We start from the raw sequence: 17,727 nt of genomic DNA, 5'->3' as shown, positions 1-17,727 counted from the left end.
GTATATTTATGTGCGGGACTCTAATCTTTAGATGTCTTTATTACACATTCCTAAATTACACATAAGGTAATACAAGCAGCGTGCCAACTTTCAATTTCGAATCTAAGGCATTGTTTAAAAAAGGATTGAAGGTAAAACAACGAGAAGGGAAACGATGAGGAATATTTAAACAGTAAAAGATAATAGTGAAACTCACCATGCACTGGTGAATTTCACTAAGTGAACACAATTACAAGCTAACAATGTCATCCATAGCTGCGCGAGCTTGAGTAATGACTTCAATACCAGCGCCTTGCTTATGGGCATTTTCACTGATATATCGGCGCCAAATACGTGAACCGACTTCGCCTTGATAAAGCCCAATAATATGGCGCGAAATATGGTTAAGACGTCCACCTTGCTTAAGATGAGTCTCAATATACGGCAACAGCTTTTCTAACACTTCATCACGGCTCAATACTGGCGTGTTTAGACCACAAAGCTTTTGGTCTACTTCAGCCAGGATATACGGGTTTTGATAAGCCTCACGACCAACCATCACACCATCAAGCTGTGCTAGGTGAGTTTGACACTCTTCTAGTGTTTTAACGCCGCCGTTAATCGAGATATTCAGCTCAGGATAATCACGCTTTAATTGATATACACGCTCATAATCTAATGGTGGGATCTCACGGTTCTCTTTCGGACTCAAGCCTTGTAGCCATGCTTTACGGGCGTGAATAATAAACTCTTCACAGCCAGCAGCTTTTACCGTATCAATCAGCTGAGTGAGGAACTCATAGCTATCTTGCTCATCAATACCGATGCGTGTTTTTACGGTAACAGGAATATCGACCACTTGCTTCATGGCTGATACACACTCAGCCACTAACTCTGGCTCCGCCATCAGACATGCGCCAAAGCGACCATTTTGCACTCTATCTGATGGACAACCTACGTTCAGGTTGATTTCATCATAACCACGCTCCGCAGCAAGCTTAGCGCAGGCAGCTAGATCCGTTGGGTTTGAACCACCAAGTTGCAATGCAAGTGGATGCTCTTCTTGATTATAAGCAAGGTAATCGCCGCGACCATGCAATATCGCACCAGTCGTCACCATTTCGGTATACAGCAACGTCTGCGAAGACATCAAACGGGCAAAATAACGATAATGTTTATCCGTCCAATCCAGCATGGGCGCAATGGAAAATGTGCGATTAATCGGCATAATGTTTGAACCAACCTTTTGACTTACTTGTGATTTCATTTAACTCTTCATTTCAATATTAAATTCAATCTAGCGATGCTTTTCCTCAATATTTAACTGCAAGCTAGCTGTATACTCAGTTTAGCAAGGTCAAATCATTTGATGAGCTCATTACTCAATGAAGAGTTAGCTTTAAAAGTTATGGGATATTCGCATAGAAAAATGGACGTGCATTATACACCCGTACGCTTCTTTTCCAAAAACTCCATACAACTGAAGATTTCCCCAAGAAAATCAAGGCTAGCCAAATAGGTAAATGAGAATGGTATTTATTTAGAGCTGGAAATTTGCTATTTTATGTCGACAACATAATCAGATTGGTGGTCGTCATGGGCTCTAAAAGTGCGCTAAAAAAACTGATAAAGAAAAGCAAAAAAGTCAGTAGTCGTTCACTGAAACAACTTAACTCACTCGCAGCTAATAACGATAAAAAGCTGCACATCTCGCCAAATTTATCCGCAGAGCTTAATCAACTCTCATACAAAGTCATTGGCAATGTTGTTCAAGAGCTCACTCCACCTTTGTCGCCTATCCTTTCGTGGCTAAATGATGGCATTTCTGTCAATCAAGCTAGGGAAGCTACGAGGCCTCCTATCCAACCTGCCACGGATGCTAATTTACCAGCGGTAACGTCGATAAAGATGATGCCGAAAAAGTCAGTGTCTATCTTGCAAATCCCACTAAAGTCTCCCCCCTGTAAACGCTGTCCAGCAAAAATGGGAGGCAATTGTAAGTGCGCCGCCAAGAAACTCAATATCAATCTTTAGTGGCAACCTAGTTGCTAATTAGCTCAAACTTAGGCGTTCAAGATTACTCGACTAAAAGAAGGGCCAACAAGTCGTGATAACGCAATGCCGGCTATGCCTTTTACTAACGTTTTGGTACCAACAATGGCAGCATTTTCTATAAAAGAACGTGGCTGATCTTGCTCCAACCATCCATGACTTTCGAGAATACCGAGTAAATCCTCACAGCTAATATCTTTATCATCAAAAGTGATTGCAACCGATCCAGCGTGCAATTGATGCTTTATATGTTTAACAGCCTCAATCTGCTGCAATTGTTCGAGCAACGTCTCTACCGCTTGTCTGTTAGTACGAATAAAAGCAGAGCGAACCCTTAATCTTTGCTTTGTCTTGTGGACATATACACTCATTAGCGCAGCCTCTTTAATTGATAATCATTATCATTCCAATGAATATTATCACTGCTTTATAGTGCACGTAAAGTAGACAAATCGTTTAAATAAACAAAAGCACCTAAGGTAAATGACTCTGCAACAAAAATAAGAAATCACTAATGTTATCAGGCTACTAAATTAATTATAACACGGTATAAAAGCTGTAAATAACTCAGCAGAAACGTGATCTCAAACAAAATATGCTGGTGTCACATTCGTATAATGGTTGGATGGATAAATATCTCACAAAAGTGCTGAAGATGAGACGCTGGGTGGAAATAGCACACCACATACCAGGGCGTATTCGTCTCAAATATAAAGTCGGGTTAATGGCCCAACTCATGCAATATAACTTAAAAGATGTTGATGAGGTGGTTGCTCAAATCCCAGCCTTTTTAAGTTATAAGCTCAATAAGTCAACTGGCAGTATAGTCATTGAGTACAACTCAGAACTCGTATCAGCTGCCACCATAAATGATCTTTTTGGTGAGTCAGATGATCGAGTCGCAGACGCTTATTACCTGCTTGCTGAATATTTACAAGCTGAAGGAATTACCCAATGAGCCATTATTATTCACCGGAGGGGTACCAGGCGCAACATCAGGCAACTTCGACCAATGAGCCCTCGGCAGAGTCACAACAGCAAGCGGAATTTGCAACGCATAACCAGCAATATCCACCTGGCTATGTTCCTCCTACTTATTATGGCCAGCCTCATGGAGCGAGTGGTCATGCGGCTCCTCCCAACTTTTATCCGCCACACATGACACCAAGTCATGGGCAATACCCATATCCACCGCAGTATTATCCACCGCACTTCTATGCTGCTCAACATGGCTACCATCCTATGTGTCATCACCCACATATGATGCATCCAACTTATGTTCCACACCAAGTACCACCAGCCCAACCCAACCCAGCGACTGAAGATAACGGTCAGTTTATGGAGCAAGCACAAGCAATGCTTGAACAAGCTCTGGGTGAAGATGCTGGTATGTTTAAAGATATTTTAGGGAGTTTAGGCATGAACGATAAAGAATTTTGGAAAGGTGCAATGATTGGCGCTGCAGCTGCTTTATTACTGAGTAACGATAAAGTCCGCGGTAAGCTGTTTGATGTTGTTTCTGGTGCCGGAGATATGTTGAAAACTGGCGGCGGAAAAGTGAAAGATGCTGCAACTCATACTGCACAAAACGTAAAAGAAAATGTCACTAACAGCGGTGAAATTTTCAAAGATACTTATAGCGCAGGCAAGCAAGGTTTTAATGAGTCAGTCGAGCGTCACTATCAACCCGCAGAAGCAATACCAGCAGCGCAACAAGAGCAAGCAGAAGATACCACTATAGTCACAAAAGAAGTTACCCCTGCATGAGTAACTCAAGCAATCTATTGTGCCCAGCGAGTAGAGCTTCACTCGTTGGCGCCATGGTTGGCGGTGGTGCCGCGGTAGCGACCCGCTGGCAGTCTTATAAGGAAGGTGAGCTAGCAATTAACGAATTAGTCTGGCACACCACAAAATCTGCAGTGCAAGCAGCAGCGATTAGCGGCCTGACAACATATGCTGCAGAGAAAATGGCTGGTCGTTCTGCATTGTCGCTACTTACGATTCTTGCTGCAGGCGCTGCTAGTCTTTACCTAGTCGATCAACTTTCAGAGACACATAACCATGAATAACCATCCTCATTATGGCTACGGACATTTTCATGTTCCGCCAGAAAGCCAGCAACCTCAATACAAGACCCAAAATAGTAAAACCCACTTTGCAATGGGCTTAGCAGCAGGTGCGGCTGTGGCTTATCTGTTAACCAACAAAAAAATCCAACAGAGTGTTGCATCAACGGGAGAAAAAGCCTGGTCGTCAGTACAGGGCGAGCTAGAAGAGTTAAAAGAGCGCTTAGAAGACACCCAAGCCGAACTCGATTATTACCGTAATTTACAAAAAGGTGATTAATGCTTTCATTGCGAATTAAGCATCATATTCCAGGACGGATCCGCTTTAAACTGGATCGTTCGCAAACGCTAACTGATTGTGGTGAGTGGATAAAACACAGCCTCATGGCAATACAGGGCCTTAGTTCTGTAAGGGTCAACGAAGACGCTTACTCTATCGTCATTGACTATGATGATAGTTTACTCGACCCTAGCACAATTGAGGCAAGGCTGACTGAGCTCAATCTCGCAGAAGCCGAGCTTACTGCTGCTGAACACCAATTCACTCGTGGCGATATTGCCATGAATATTATTGGTACTTTATCTGCGGCATTGCTTCCTGGTAAGTGGGGGGCACTATCAACAGCAACCCTTATTGCTCCGACGATTTTTGAAGGCATTAACGACCTAAAAAACAAACAAGTTACCGTTGAAGTACTGGACGCTATTGCTGTTGGTCTTTCTGCATACCGCGGCGACTATCGTACTGCAATGATGACGCAATCGCTGATTAGCCTTGGCGAATACATGGAGCAAGAAACTTGCCGCAAGAGCGATAAATTACTCGCCGAACTCATGCTGCCGCAAGCATCTATTGTGTGGCGCATCAATGCTGACGGCAGTAAACAACAAGTCAACTCTGAGACTTTAGTTGTTGACGATATTATTGAGTTAACGCCGGGAAGCGCAATTCCGGTTGATGGTATCGTTATAGACGGTGCCGCTCTAATTAACCAATCTAGCCTTACAGGTGAAAGCGTACCGATTCGCAGAGAGCTCGATGCTTATGTCTACTCAGGAACCAGCGTACATGAAGGCACCATAAAAGTACGTGTGGATAAGGTTGGTAGTGAAGCCACAACGGCCAAAATTGCCCAGCTGATTTACGACTCACTAAGTGAAAAAAGTGAAATCCAGCAAGTCACCCAAGATATGGCAAATCGAAGGGTAAAAATCACCCTTGCTATGGGCGCAGCTGTATTTGCCCTTACCCAAGATATAAATCGAGTTGCATCGGTTTTTCTGGTCGATTACTCGTGCGCGCTCAAACTCAGTACTCCGGTTACGTTTAAGTCGATTATGTATCGCGCAGCCCAACAAGGCATTCTACTTAAGGGCGGTAGCGCTATAGAAAAGCTGGCGGAAATCGATGTCTGTGTATTTGATAAAACCGGCACTCTGACATATGGCGATATGGAAGTGACCGATGTTGTGCCCTTTAATTGCTCAGGGGTCAGCTGCGCTAGAGATCTGTTGGCTATTGCCGCCTCAGTAGAAGAACATAGCAATCATCCATTATCACAAGCTATTGTTAACGCAGCCAAACAGCACCAACTTCCGCATATAGATCACGGTGAAGTGGAATACGTTATCGCTCATGGTTTAAAGAGCACGGTTAACGATCATTGCCTTGTTATGGGCAGTCGCCACTTTTTAGAAGCTCATGAAAATGTCGACTTTACTGAGTTTGAATCTCAAATACGTCACTATGAAGATTTAGGCCGCCACCTCATTTTTATCTCTCATAAAGGCGAGCTAATGGGAATGATTGGCTTACGTGATCATTTACGTGAAGACGTACAGCAAACCTTAAATCAACTCCGAGAGTTGGGGATCAAACAAATCATGATGATCTCCGGTGATAGTGTATATAAAGCTAACATGCTAGGTGAAGATCTAAAGTTAGATCGGGTATTTGCCGAGGCAACACCTGAATCTAAATCCACTATTATCGATTCTCTGCAACAGCAAGGCCACAAAGTGATGTTTATTGGCGATGGTGTTAATGATGCACCAGCCTTAACCAAAGCCAATGTTGGTATCGCCATGTGTAATGGTACTGAATTAGCTAGGCAGGCTGCTGATGTGGTGCTGCTTCAAGATAGGTTAGCGGGCGTATCTGAAACTTATCACTTGGCTAAAATTGCTATGGGTATGATTAATAACAATATAAAAATAGCTGAATATGTAAACAGCGGCATTATGCTCGCAGCAGCTTTGGGCTGGCTTAGCCCGGCTATGAGTGCGCTACTGCATAATGGCACCACCTTGGGGATCTTAGCCCGCTCATTAGCGATAAAAAACAACTAATATCTCAACAGTATAGGCGTTAGCGCTTCTATCGCCTTTCTGTTTGTCATTTTCAGATCCAAGCTAGATAAAACAGTTAGCGATTTTCATTAGAGGGCTCCCCAACTTAAAATGCATAATTGGCTCCTCTACCAAAATCAGGTATTGGATTAATTATTTATGAGACTTCACAATATATGACTCCAAAGTTCGTTGAAGCCACATAGGCGCTAACACTTTGCCGTCTATTGCTCGTTTAAGCCATAAGTATACCGTGGGGTAAGAAAAACCTTTCAATAGGTTCAGATCCTCAACATATTCCATTTTATTCGCTTTTAGCCCATTAATATTGGCTAAAAAGTCGACCGCGCTTTTTACCCCTACAATCATAAACGCATTCGAGTTTAGTAAACTGCTGGCAGCACTCCCCAAATCAGGAGCTGTAGCGTAAACCTGCATCGGCTTGCCCTGCAGTTTTGCATAAACGCCTATCGGAGATTTATTTGCAGGGAACGGCATTGTCACTAATTTAACCATAGGAAAATTAATCATATTATCGATCGTCGGGGACTGCCAGATAGGATGCCCAGCACGCGCAACTAAGTGCCCTCCACGATGTTGAATGATGGATTTTGATAGCAGTTCTTTTCTAATCGAAGGCTTGAAACAGATAACCGCATCAATCTCACCATCAATGAGTTGCTGTTCACTGCGCTCAGACCACGCGACAGTTGATATAGGTATGCTGGCACTAACACTATTATTGTCAGCCTCTTCAATTACTTGTTGGGCTAAACCAATCTCCAATTGAGGTACAGTGCTAATAACAATATGCGGCTCAGGCGTAGATAGACTATTAATAACATCTGTTTCAACAGCACCCGCACAAGATAAAATTTCTGAAAATGATTGATACAAGCTATGAGCAAGCTCTGTCGCGACCATTTTATTATTCTTACGAATAAATAATGGATCATCAAATACATCTCGAAGAGCATTTAGGGCGCGGCTTACCTTTGGCTGTGAAGTCCCTAATGCAAGTGCAACTTCTTTAGTACTATTCTTTATATAAAGCTGGCAAAATATTTCTATACAAGAAAGACTAACACTACTTAATCTCTTCATTTTAGCCTTCACTCTCTGAAGCAATATTTGCTTGAATATAACGATGAATTTCTTTGCTTATCCAGCTAGGTGAGGTCCTATTCTTGCGCGTCTGAGTTAAATAATAATGGTAACGGCCACTTCTTTGATTAATAGATTCACATAACGCTTTTTCTAATTTTAATGCCTGGATATTGCCTCGTTGGCACAAAAAATTAACTGCGTCCATGTGACTTAAAAGTGCGATGCCATCACTTTGCTCCAACTGCAACATGAGATCCGCTAGAAAACAAACTTTCACCACTAGCTTTAACTTACGTCCAATATCTAACGCATAGCATTCCAGTGGATCAATCACATCATTAAGTTCATTGCCCGAAAAACTAATATAAGGATAATCAAATAAATCATCCAACACTAACGGAAACTGGTGAGCCAGCAGTGGGTGTCCCTGCCTAGCAACCAAAACATAATCACTTGATGTTGCAATTAAACTTGAAGTTAATTGCTCGGTATTATAAGCGCTATAAGTCACTGCAATATCAACGTGCTGCTGCTTTATAAGCTCCGCAATATTGCTAGAGCAAGGCTTGAGATGAAATAGAAACGAGTCTTGTTCTTCACGAGCCCTGATTTGTAAGTGACTAAGAAGATTTAAAGATAATGTTGGTGGGCAAGCAATAACCAGCTTACGAGTTCGTAAAGTATCAGCACCTGCTTCAATCGTTTCACAATGCTTAGCAAGTTCAACGATACGCTTCATCTTAGGGTAAATATCATTTGCCAGGTCGCAGGCTTCAAACCCTTGCTGTCTTCTAATAAACAACTGCGCATTTAAAGAGTGCCTCAAAGATTTAAGGCTACGGCTAACTTTAGAACTCGGCACCCCCAAGGTTTGGCTTACGGTCGTTGCATTGAGTGACTCATACAATAAAACAAAGACTTGAATATCAAATAGACTATTGACGCTTAACTTACTCATTTGCCCTCAACGTAATGTGCTAAATCCCTAATTAAGCAATCTAAACCATTCACCCTATATTACGTATAAATAGCATCGACTTTCGTGATTATCATATTAGTTAATACGCCATTTTGTGACTCACATTGATTATTTTAACTCTCAAATTCGATTCAAGTTCAGGATTTGCAAAATATGAAATTTACATTTTCACATTTTAAAAATTGATAGGTAACGCCAAAAATACAATCGAATACAGAGCATACAACTAACCTAAAACCAAAAACTAGACAAAGTATTAAGATAAAAACCCAAATAGCAGAACTTAAAGCCAAAGACCCGAGAATTCATCAAGTGATCCAGTTCATATCAAAGCCTAAGCAAGATTAATAACATTTCAGCAACCGAAAATGGTTACCTTTAAGGAATGTATGATGATAATGACAAAAAAAACATCACTAGCTTTACTAATTGGTTCTGCTTTATTTATTGGCGGGTGCTCAGACGGTAAAGATGGCAAAGATGGTGAAGACGGTAAGCCTGGTGGAGGTGGCGAACCAGGTACTTCAGGCCTGCACATCGATATGGCTGCTGAAGCAATCGCAACCATTAATAATGCCGCATACGCAAACGGCATTATTACACTTGATTTTGAGCTTGAAAATAAAGAAGGCGTTGGCTTATACGGTTTAAGCTCAGACAATCAATTTCACGATTTCCGTTTTTCACTAGCTCAACTGCAAACAGCTGAAGGAACAGAGCTAAAACAGTGGTTTTCACTATTAAATGCGCCGACCAATGATGAAGGAACTACATTCGAGCAAGGCTTCGAGTCCATCAAAGATTGCGCTGAATGCTTAGTTGACCATAAAGACGGTACCTATACGTATACTTTTAGTACCAATTTAACCAGCGTTACAGATCCAGCTGGTATTGTTTTCGACCCTGCGCTAACCCAACGTATTGCAATGGAAATGCAGTTCGAATACGACTCAGGACATGAGCTTGCTGAAAACGCGCATTATGATTGGATCCCTGCGACTAATGCTACTGAAGGCGTTGAAACCAGAGATCTAGTGACGTTGGAGACATGTTATTCTTGTCATCAACCAGACAGTCTAAAAGCGCACGGTGGCCGTCGCTTAGACATGGAGAACTGCCAATCTTGTCATAATGGTCTAGTTACCGATCCTAACGCTATCTCTGTTGAGCTAGGACATATGGTGCATGCTATCCATATGGGCGAAAACCGTGAAGGTAAAGATGCGCAAGGTAATATTGTACCTATGCCTTACACCATTGCAGGCTACGGTGGCGATCATGCATTTGATTACCCTGCATTCCCGACTAAACCCACTATGGATTGTACAACCTGCCACGTTGAAGATGACAGCCTAGCAGATAAAGATCTGTGGCTAGCCAATGCCAATACTAATGCTTGTACAGGCTGCCATACTGATTCACCAGCAGAGCATAAATCAGATAAAAACCCAGAACTTGCTTGCACTGATTGCCATCAAGTTGATCACCGTAAGTTTAATAAGCCTTACGAATCAGCTGCTGCTTATGACGTGAAGTTTGAAAATGTTAAAGTGGAAAATGGTGCAATTAGCTTTGTAGCAAAAGCGCTAGATAGTGAAGGGGCGATTGTTTCAGGGTTAAGTCACAAGGTGTATAAATATACCGCACCTGTGGTACAGGTTTCTTGGAATGTTGAAAAAGATGGCGCTATTGGCGACGATACTGCCGACTCAAGTCCATGGGCTCGTGAAATTGAATTTTTACGTCCTACATCAGATAAGCCAAACCCAGACCACGTATTACCAGACAGCGGCGTGATGACGGTTACAGCTAAAGATATGGGGATCCCTGACGGTGTCTCTGTTGAGTTAATGCCAATCTTCAGCATCTGTTTTGATGCTCAAGGCGTGGATGTTGACTGTGATTCAGATAAAGTTTCAGGTAGTGCCTACATCAAGTCTGAACCACACCGCATCAATATGCCAGCCGACGCCCAAGGTGATGTTGTTGCACGTCGCGCCATTTTAGATGAAGCCAAGTGCCGCGATTGTCATAGTGCTGAAATTCGTCATAAAGATAATGGCCTTGTTGCCTGTGAAGCATGTCACACCAGCGATCAAGGACTACAAGATGATACTGTAGACGGCGTAAAACAGTTCCGCGGAGCTGGTTTTGCTTGGAAAGTCCACAAGGCTTCTGGTCACTATATGAATAAAAAATATGGTGGTTCAGGTACTGTCATGAAGACTGATTGCGCAACTTGCCACATTACTGATGAAAGCGGTAATGTTGATGGTATCGAGTTAGGTCGTGCTAGCGAAGGTCGTACCTACGTCTTCCCAACCAGTAAGACAGATGGCACACCTATGTACGCTTCAGCCGACGCAGGTGCTTGTATGACTTGTCACTGGGGCCATGAGAGCGATGCAATGCTAAGCCACTTCAAGAGCAATGGTGGTTACTACGGTGAAGATAAAGCATTAGCTATCGAAGCCACGAGTTCAGAAGCTTGTGCAGTATGTCATAGTCCAGCCAAGCTAATGGAAGTTCACAATAAGTAATAGTATAAATTACTTAGCTAAATCTGAGGCACTCTCGGGTGCCTCTTTTGTAAGTCAAACCTAAAAACAAACCGACACGACAAACAGCGCTCACTAAAAGTAATTCGTTACCTTAGCGAGCAATGTGAGATCTAACTTATCCCTAGATTCTCACACTATTTTCATCTCCCTGCAAAAAACAAAGGCACCCTCGGGTGCCTTTTTTGCGCTTTAAGCTAATGAGTAAAATAACTTAATTAAAATGGCTGATTTACCATTATCCAGAACTGATTAGACTCTTCACTAAAGGCAAGCTCTGCACGAACCACTATGCTTTCAACTTCAAAGCGCGCACCGACACCTGCAGACCACTTTAGCTCATCATGCAATGCACTGGCGCTAAACTCATCACTGACCTGCCCGGCTTCAGCAAAGGCTACCCACTGCCACCACGGAATATCGTACAAGTTAAACACTGGCCATTCTTGCAAAGGTTGCCACTTAGGCTGTACACGGTATTCTGCGCTATAAAGCATGGCAGAACGTCCTGTAAAACGCTTGCTGGTATAGCCGCGCAAACGCTCAAAACCACCTAAGCTAACACCTGCAAAACTAGGTGGGCGATGTAAATCATCAGAACCTGAAGTCCATGTTGGGGTATCAGCTAAGTAAAAATTAAACGCCATAATTTGCTGACCAAACCAATCACTTGAATCTAACGATACGAATGCACTTTGCTCAAACTCCCAGGTGGTCCAGCTATTGCGTGAGCCGCTGCCAAAGTCGCGGGTAACCTTAAAGCTAGTTTGCCCACCTTGAGTACTATTTTTACCGTTATCACGGTTATCCCAATCAAGTTCTAGCGCGAGCCCCTTCGCCTCTTCAGGCAGATAATCATAACCTTCTAACTCTCGACTTTGGATAAACGGACTGAACTTAACGCTGGTGACACCCGACTCAAGTGGATTCCAACTAATATCACCACGGGCACGACCAAGACTGCGTACCGCCCCTTGGCTACCACGCCCTATTGGTAAAATGTATTTAGCGTGTAGTTTGGTATAAGACTCATCACCAAGGGCAACAACTTTCTCGGTTTCACCGTAAATATCAGTTTGCCCTGGAACGTAATACACCCCTTCTTTATAACGAGCTTGATAAGTTTCAGCTGAAAACAACCATTGATCGATAGTTGGAACTTTATAGTCGTTAAATCTTAAATAACTGATCCAACTACCATTAGTACTATAGACACCAATGCCTAAAATAGAAGACTGAATTTGCCCTGCATGTTTTAGCACACCGGCAGCACCAAAGGCAGTGCTCAGACTCTCGGTTGAAAATGCAAATGGTACAGCTACAAATTCAGATTCAAAATCAGGTAATTGCTGATTATTTGTTTGAGGATTTTTATTGGCGCTTGCTGCAACTGATTCAATAATCATTTGCTCGTCAGCAGACGACTTATCTTCCGATCGCTCAGCTGTTGATGTCGCACTCGCAAAAGGAGACATTAAGCCCAAAGCAAAGAATATAGATAATGGATTTGTTTTCAATTTAAGACATCTTCTACTGCAACGGGCGTCCTGCCTCGAATTGCAGCATTACATAATTTGATTATTTGCTCAGTCTAGGCAAACTGCGACTCGAGGAGTCAATTTAGTTACAAGCTCATAAGCGATAGTGCCAATGTGCTCGGCCACCTCCTCTACTGGGAGGTCTTTGCCCCAAAGCACGGCTTTATCACCTACTTTGTCAGCGGCATCGGCGCCAAGATCAACCGTCAGCATATCCATAGATACCCGGCCAACGATTGGCGCTAAACGGCCGTTAATTAACACTGGCGTACCTAATGGTGCATTGCGCGGATAACCATCACCGTAACCAATAGCCACAACACCTAGTTTTGTGTTGTTATCCGCAACCCAATGGCTACCATAACCCACAGGCTGACCCGCTTTATGCTCACGGATAGCAATCAATTGCGACACTAACTCCATCGCTGGAATCAACCCGTGTTTAGTGCCTAAGTCACCCACTACAGGAGACACGCCATATAAAGCGATTCCAGGACGGATCCAGTTCGCTTGGCTTTGCTGCCAAAACAATGCGCCAGCAGAATTCGCTAATGTACGCTCCCCCGGCAAACCTTGAGTTAACTGCTCAAATGTGGCTAATTGCGTTGCGGTGTAATTATTATCAGGTTCATCGGCGCAAGCAAAATGAGTCATCAAATTAATTGGCTTGGCAATATTTTTACAGGCTAATAACCGCTGATAAACCGCGTGAAATTCATCCGGAACAAAGCCTAAGCGATGCATGCCTGAGTCAACTTTCATCCAAACCGTTACAGGTTTAGTTAGCTCCGCTTGCTCTAGCATCTCAATTTGTGACTCATGATGAACCACGGTTTCAATATCATGCTCAACTAAGGTCGCCAAGTCGGCAGGCCTAAAAAAGCCTTCTAACAGTAACAGCTTAGCGTTAACTCCACCGGCACGCAGTGCCAGTGCTTCTTCTAAACGCGCTAAGCCAAAACCGTCGGCATTATCTAAACATTGCGCGACATTAAGTAAACCATGGCCATAGCCATTGGCTTTTACAACCGCCATCACTTTGCTTGATGGGGCTAATTCGTGCAGCCGAGCCAGATTATTTTTCAATGCTTGGCGACTGATCTCTGCTCGTGGAAATGGTTTCACAACTAACCTTGTTATCTTTATTAAAAAGTAAGAGCCTCTATGAGGCTCTATTGTAATTAATCATGGTCCCTAAATGTCTTTATGGACAATAATTAATCCTCTTCGAATTGCGGGCCGGCGTAGTTATCAAAACGTGAGAATTGACCTTGGAAGGTTAAGCGCACACGCCCAATTGGGCCGTTACGCTGTTTACCAATAATGATTTCAGCAGTACCTTTATCTTCAGAGTCATCGTTATACACTTCATCACGATAAATAAACATGATCAAATCGGCATCCTGCTCAATCGCGCCCGATTCACGCAAATCCGAGTTAACTGGACGTTTATCTGCACGTTGTTCAAGTGAACGGTTAAGCTGCGATAGTGCGATAACAGGGATTTCCAACTCTTTCGCCAAGGCTTTAAGCGAGCGAGAAATTTCCGAGATCTCCAAAGTACGGTTATCTTTAAGTGCTGGAACCTGCATTAACTGAAGGTAATCGATCATGATCATCGACAAACCGCCATATTCACGGGCAATACGTCGTGCACGGCTGCGCACTTCAGTAGGTGTTAAGCCCGAGCCGTCATCGATATACATCTTACCTTGCTCAAGCATAATCCCCATAGTCGAAGATACACGCGCCCAATCGTCATCATCTAGCTGACCGGTACGAATTTTAGTTTGGTCGACGCGGCCTAAAGAGGCCAACATACGCATCATGATCTGTTCTGAAGGCATCTCCAAGCTGAAAATAAGCACAGGTTTGTCTTCATGTAGCGCCGCTTGCTCACACAAGTTCATCGCAAAGGTGGTTTTACCCATAGATGGACGCGCAGCAACAATAATCAAGTCACCAGACTGGAAGCCCGCGGTCATTTTATCAAGATCACCAAAGCCACTTGATACCCCAGTTACACCACTGGTTGGGTTGTTGTATAGCTCTTCAATCTTATCAACTGTCTTTTCAAGAATAGCTTTAATGCCTTCAGGGCCTTCGTTAGCATTAGCGCGCTGCTCAGCAATTTTAAAGACTTTAGTTTCAGCTAAGTCGAGCAGTTCGCTCGAGTTACGCCCTTCAGGGTTAAAGCCTGCATCAGCAATCTCGTTAGCAACCTTAATCATATCGCGCACAACCGCACGCTCACGCACGATGTTAGCGTACGAGTGAATGTTACCCGCACTTGGTGTGTTTTTAGCGATTTCGCCGATATAAGCGAAGCCACCCACATCTTCGAGCTGATCTTCAAGCTCAAGCTGCTCAGATACAGTAATTAAGTCGATTGGCTGACCCGCACTGATCAAAGATTCCATTGCCGTAAAAATGGTGCCATGGGCGCGGGAATAGAAATCCTCTTTGACGACAGCTTCAGCCACTCTGTCCCAAGCGTCAGAGTCCAACATCAAACCACCGAGAACCGATTGCTCAGCTTCAATTGAATGCGGCGGCATCTTCAGCGCGTCCATCTGAACATCTCTTGGTTTCTCTTTGCCCTTAAAGGCGCGTTGTTGTGACATTAAATCTCCAAAATTCCAACGATTAAGCAAAATGTGGTATAAAACTGGGGTCAAGCAAAGCAGGCATTTAACATCTAACGACCTGCACCTAAAAATAAACTATAACAATATTAAGGAAAGAACATGCGCAATGCATTGATTGCCGCCGTTGCCCTTTCAACAGGGATGCTGCCATCAGCCGTAGCATTGGCCGATGAAGGACAATGGCAACCCTATCAAATGCCATCTATCGCCGATAAGCTCAGCGAACGTGGTATCGATATTCCAGCTAAACAACTCGCCGATTTAACCAGCTATCCGATGAACGCGGTAGTTGGACTGGGCTATTGTACCGCCAGTTTTGTTTCGCCCCAAGGCTTAGTTGTGACAAACCATCATTGCGCCTACCGTGCTATTCAATATAACAGCAAAAAAGAGCATAACTATCTTGCAGATGGCTTTTTAGCGACCACTAAAGACAAAGAGCCCACTGCCGGCCCAAATGAACGTCTTTATATCACTGAAGCGGTTACCGATGTCTCAGAGCAAGTAAAAAAAGATATCGGTGAAGATCCACTAAAGCGCTATGAAAATATTCAAGCTAATCGCAAAGCGCTAATTAAAGAGTGTGAAAGCGATGATAACTACCGCTGCTCAGTAAGAAGCTTCCATAATGGCCTTGAGTATTACCTTATCAAGCAGCTGATTATCCGCGATGTACGTTTAGTATATGCACCACCTGAAAGCGCTGGTGCCTTTGGTGGCGATATTGATAACTACGAGTACCCACGTCACTCAGCAGACTTTACCTTCCTACGTGCTTATGTTGGTAAAGATGGTAAGCCCGCAGCCTTTGCCGAAGATAACGTGCCATACGTGCCTAAGAGTTATTTAAAGGTTAATGCTGACGGCGTTAAAGCCGGTGACGGCGTTTTTGTTGCTGGTTACCCAGGCTCAACCAGTCGCTACCGTTTAACCAGCGAGCTTAAGTTTGCTAGCGATTGGTTATATCCAACCCTTGCTGAACGCTACCAGCTGCGTATCGACACTATCGAGGCCATGAGCGCCAACGATAAAGACGTTAAAATTAAATACGCTGGCACGCTTGCAGGCATGGCGAACCGTATGAAAAAGTACAATGGTTTGCTTGATGGTTTTAAAGCCACTGATATTACCGGTATCAAACAAAGCCGCGAAGATGACTTCCTCGCTTGGCTGGCAAAAGATGCTGAATATAAGTCATTCCAAAGTCAGTTTGCAGCACTAGAAGAATTACTTGTAGAGCAACGTCAGCAGCGCCAAGGTCGTTACTATTTTGAAAATGCGCAAAGCAGTGATTTGTTAGCTACAGCCAATAAGCTATACCGTCTAGCGAAAGAAAAACAAAAGCCGGATGCTAAACGTGAAGAAGGTTATCAACAGCGTGATATGAAGATGTTTAAGGCTCGCCTTAAGCGCCTAGATTCAAGCTTTGCCATTAGCGTTGATAAAACCCTGTGGATGCAAGACTTAGAAGCTTATCTTGCCCAAGACAACCGCGTGGCTGAACTTGATGCCATGCTTAACGAAGGCGACAGTGAAGTTAGCCTAAGCGACAAACTTGATGCCTTGTATGCACTTAGCTCACTTACTGACAAGCAAAAGCGTCTTGCGTGGATGGACGCCGATGCTAAAGCATTTGAAACCAGTGCCGATCCTTTCATCCGTCTTGCCGTAGCGCTTTACCCGCAAAATATGCAAGCAGAGAAAGATGCTAAGACCTTAGCGGGTAAGCTATCGAAAGCGCGCCCTGACTATATGAAAGCGATTATCGCCTATAACAAGGCTAATGGCTGGCCTGTATACCCAGACGCTAACGGTACACTGCGTATTACTTACGGTATGGTCGATGGTTACCAATCAGCAGATGCGCTTTACAAGCAGCCATTTACTCGCTTAGAAGGCATTACCGCTAAGCACACTGGTGTTGAGCCATTTAACGCACCCGCTAAGCTTTTAGCAGCCATTGAAGCTCAGCGTTATGGCACTCATGCGGTTGAAAGCGTATATCAAGACCCTGCGTCTTGGTTATGCCGCTTGTTCTCTTGCTTAGACAAGCCAGAAGAGTTTGGCTCGGTGCCGGTTAACTTCTTATCGAGCGTTGATACCACAGGCGGTAACTCAGGCTCACCAGTATTTAACGGCAAAGGTGAATTAGTCGGCCTCAACTTCGACTCAACTTATGAAGCGATAACCAAAGACTGGTTCTTTAACCCAACCATCACTCGTGCAGTACACGTGGACATTCGTTACATCCTGTGGATGATGGATGAAGTCGATAATGCGCAAAACCTCATTGAAGAGCTGGATTTAGTCCGTAACTAATTTCACTCTACGCGTCACTAAAAGGCATATAAGTTCGCTTATATGCCTTTTTATTTGCTTTCAAATGAGTCAGTCAGACCTATTTTCTTCATCTTGATATTTCCTACAATGCTAAATTACAGGCATAAAAAA

The 17,727-nt window shown here is 43.6% G+C and carries 14 protein-coding genes; 7 read left to right on the top strand and 7 right to left on the bottom strand.

Annotated elements, in window-relative coordinates; all coding sequences use genetic code 11:
* Positions 1–229 precede the first annotated feature (229 nt).
* The gene (gene dusA, locus L2740_RS13155) at positions 230–1,246 is read right to left on the bottom strand and encodes a tRNA dihydrouridine(20/20a) synthase DusA (RefSeq protein ID WP_248950617.1); all 1,017 of its coding nucleotides are present in this window, start codon (positions 1,244–1,246) and stop codon (positions 230–232) included.
* A 796-nt stretch (positions 1,247–2,042) separates the two neighbouring features.
* Positions 2,043–2,402 (bottom strand): HMA2 domain-containing protein, encoded by a 360-nt coding sequence (locus L2740_RS13150; protein ID WP_248950616.1) that lies wholly within the window; start codon positions 2,400–2,402, stop codon positions 2,043–2,045.
* 284 nt (positions 2,403–2,686) lie between these two features.
* Between L2740_RS13150 and L2740_RS13145 the strand changes: the two genes are divergently transcribed.
* Genes L2740_RS13145 through L2740_RS13125 form a run of 5 tightly spaced genes read left to right on the top strand, consistent with a single transcriptional unit; the run spans position 2,687 to position 6,446 of the window.
* Positions 2,687–2,989 carry an HMA2 domain-containing protein gene (locus L2740_RS13145; RefSeq protein WP_248950615.1) on the top strand — a complete coding sequence of 101 codons (303 nt, stop codon included), beginning with the start codon at positions 2,687–2,689 and terminating at the stop codon, positions 2,987–2,989.
* Entirely contained in the window at positions 2,986–3,798 is an 813-nt protein-coding gene (locus L2740_RS13140; RefSeq protein WP_248950614.1) for a YtxH domain-containing protein, read from the top strand. The genes L2740_RS13145 and L2740_RS13140 overlap by 4 nt, the downstream gene beginning before the upstream one ends.
* The gene (locus L2740_RS13135; RefSeq protein WP_248950613.1) at positions 3,795–4,100 is read left to right on the top strand and encodes a magnetosome protein MamC family protein; all 306 of its coding nucleotides are present in this window, start codon (positions 3,795–3,797) and stop codon (positions 4,098–4,100) included. Before L2740_RS13140 ends, L2740_RS13135 begins: the two co-directional genes overlap by 4 nt.
* On the top strand, positions 4,093–4,377 hold the full coding sequence (locus L2740_RS13130) for a YtxH domain-containing protein (protein ID WP_248950612.1): 285 nt from the start codon (positions 4,093–4,095) through the stop codon (positions 4,375–4,377). Before L2740_RS13135 ends, L2740_RS13130 begins: the two co-directional genes overlap by 8 nt.
* A complete protein-coding gene (locus L2740_RS13125) occupies positions 4,377–6,446 on the top strand; it encodes a heavy metal translocating P-type ATPase (protein ID WP_248950611.1) in 2,070 nt (689 codons plus the stop codon). Before L2740_RS13130 ends, L2740_RS13125 begins: the two co-directional genes overlap by 1 nt.
* 153 nt (positions 6,447–6,599) lie before the next feature.
* Here L2740_RS13125 and L2740_RS13120 read toward each other — a convergent pair whose 3' ends face one another.
* Entirely contained in the window at positions 6,600–7,550 is a 951-nt protein-coding gene (locus L2740_RS13120; RefSeq protein ID WP_248950610.1) for a LysR family transcriptional regulator, read from the bottom strand.
* Between the two features lies 1 nt (position 7,551).
* A complete protein-coding gene (locus L2740_RS13115; RefSeq protein ID WP_248950609.1) occupies positions 7,552–8,511 on the bottom strand; it encodes a LysR family transcriptional regulator in 960 nt (319 codons plus the stop codon).
* Between the two features lie 419 nt (positions 8,512–8,930).
* Here L2740_RS13115 and L2740_RS13110 point away from each other — a divergent pair, with 419 nt between their 5' ends.
* Entirely contained in the window at positions 8,931–11,072 is a 2,142-nt protein-coding gene (locus L2740_RS13110; protein ID WP_248950608.1) for an OmcA/MtrC family decaheme c-type cytochrome, read from the top strand.
* Positions 11,073–11,308: 236 nt separating this feature from the next.
* Here the strand turns inward: L2740_RS13110 and L2740_RS13105 are convergent, their stop codons facing one another.
* The 3 genes from L2740_RS13105 to dnaB all read right to left on the bottom strand — a co-directional run bounded on the left by L2740_RS13105 (position 11,309) and on the right by dnaB (position 15,252).
* Positions 11,309–12,565 carry a BamA/TamA family outer membrane protein gene (locus tag L2740_RS13105; protein WP_248950642.1) on the bottom strand — a complete coding sequence of 419 codons (1,257 nt, stop codon included), beginning with the start codon at positions 12,563–12,565 and terminating at the stop codon, positions 11,309–11,311.
* A gap of 111 nt (positions 12,566–12,676) precedes the next feature.
* A complete protein-coding gene (gene alr / locus L2740_RS13100; RefSeq protein ID WP_248950607.1) occupies positions 12,677–13,753 on the bottom strand; it encodes an alanine racemase in 1,077 nt (358 codons plus the stop codon).
* A 92-nt stretch (positions 13,754–13,845) separates the two neighbouring features.
* Positions 13,846–15,252: a replicative DNA helicase gene (dnaB, locus tag L2740_RS13095; protein WP_248950606.1), complete on the bottom strand. Its 1,407-nt coding sequence runs from the start codon at positions 15,250–15,252 to the stop codon at positions 13,846–13,848.
* A 123-nt stretch (positions 15,253–15,375) separates the two neighbouring features.
* Between dnaB and L2740_RS13090 the strand changes: the two genes are divergently transcribed.
* A complete protein-coding gene (locus L2740_RS13090; protein ID WP_248950605.1) occupies positions 15,376–17,595 on the top strand; it encodes a S46 family peptidase in 2,220 nt (739 codons plus the stop codon).
* Positions 17,596–17,727: the final 132 nt, after the last annotated feature.

The organism is Shewanella pneumatophori, assembly GCF_023283895.1.
Taxonomy (GTDB): domain Bacteria; phylum Pseudomonadota; class Gammaproteobacteria; order Enterobacterales; family Shewanellaceae; genus Shewanella; species Shewanella pneumatophori.
Note: the sequence above shows the minus strand (reverse complement) of the source record. Positions and strands in the feature narration are given on the sequence as shown.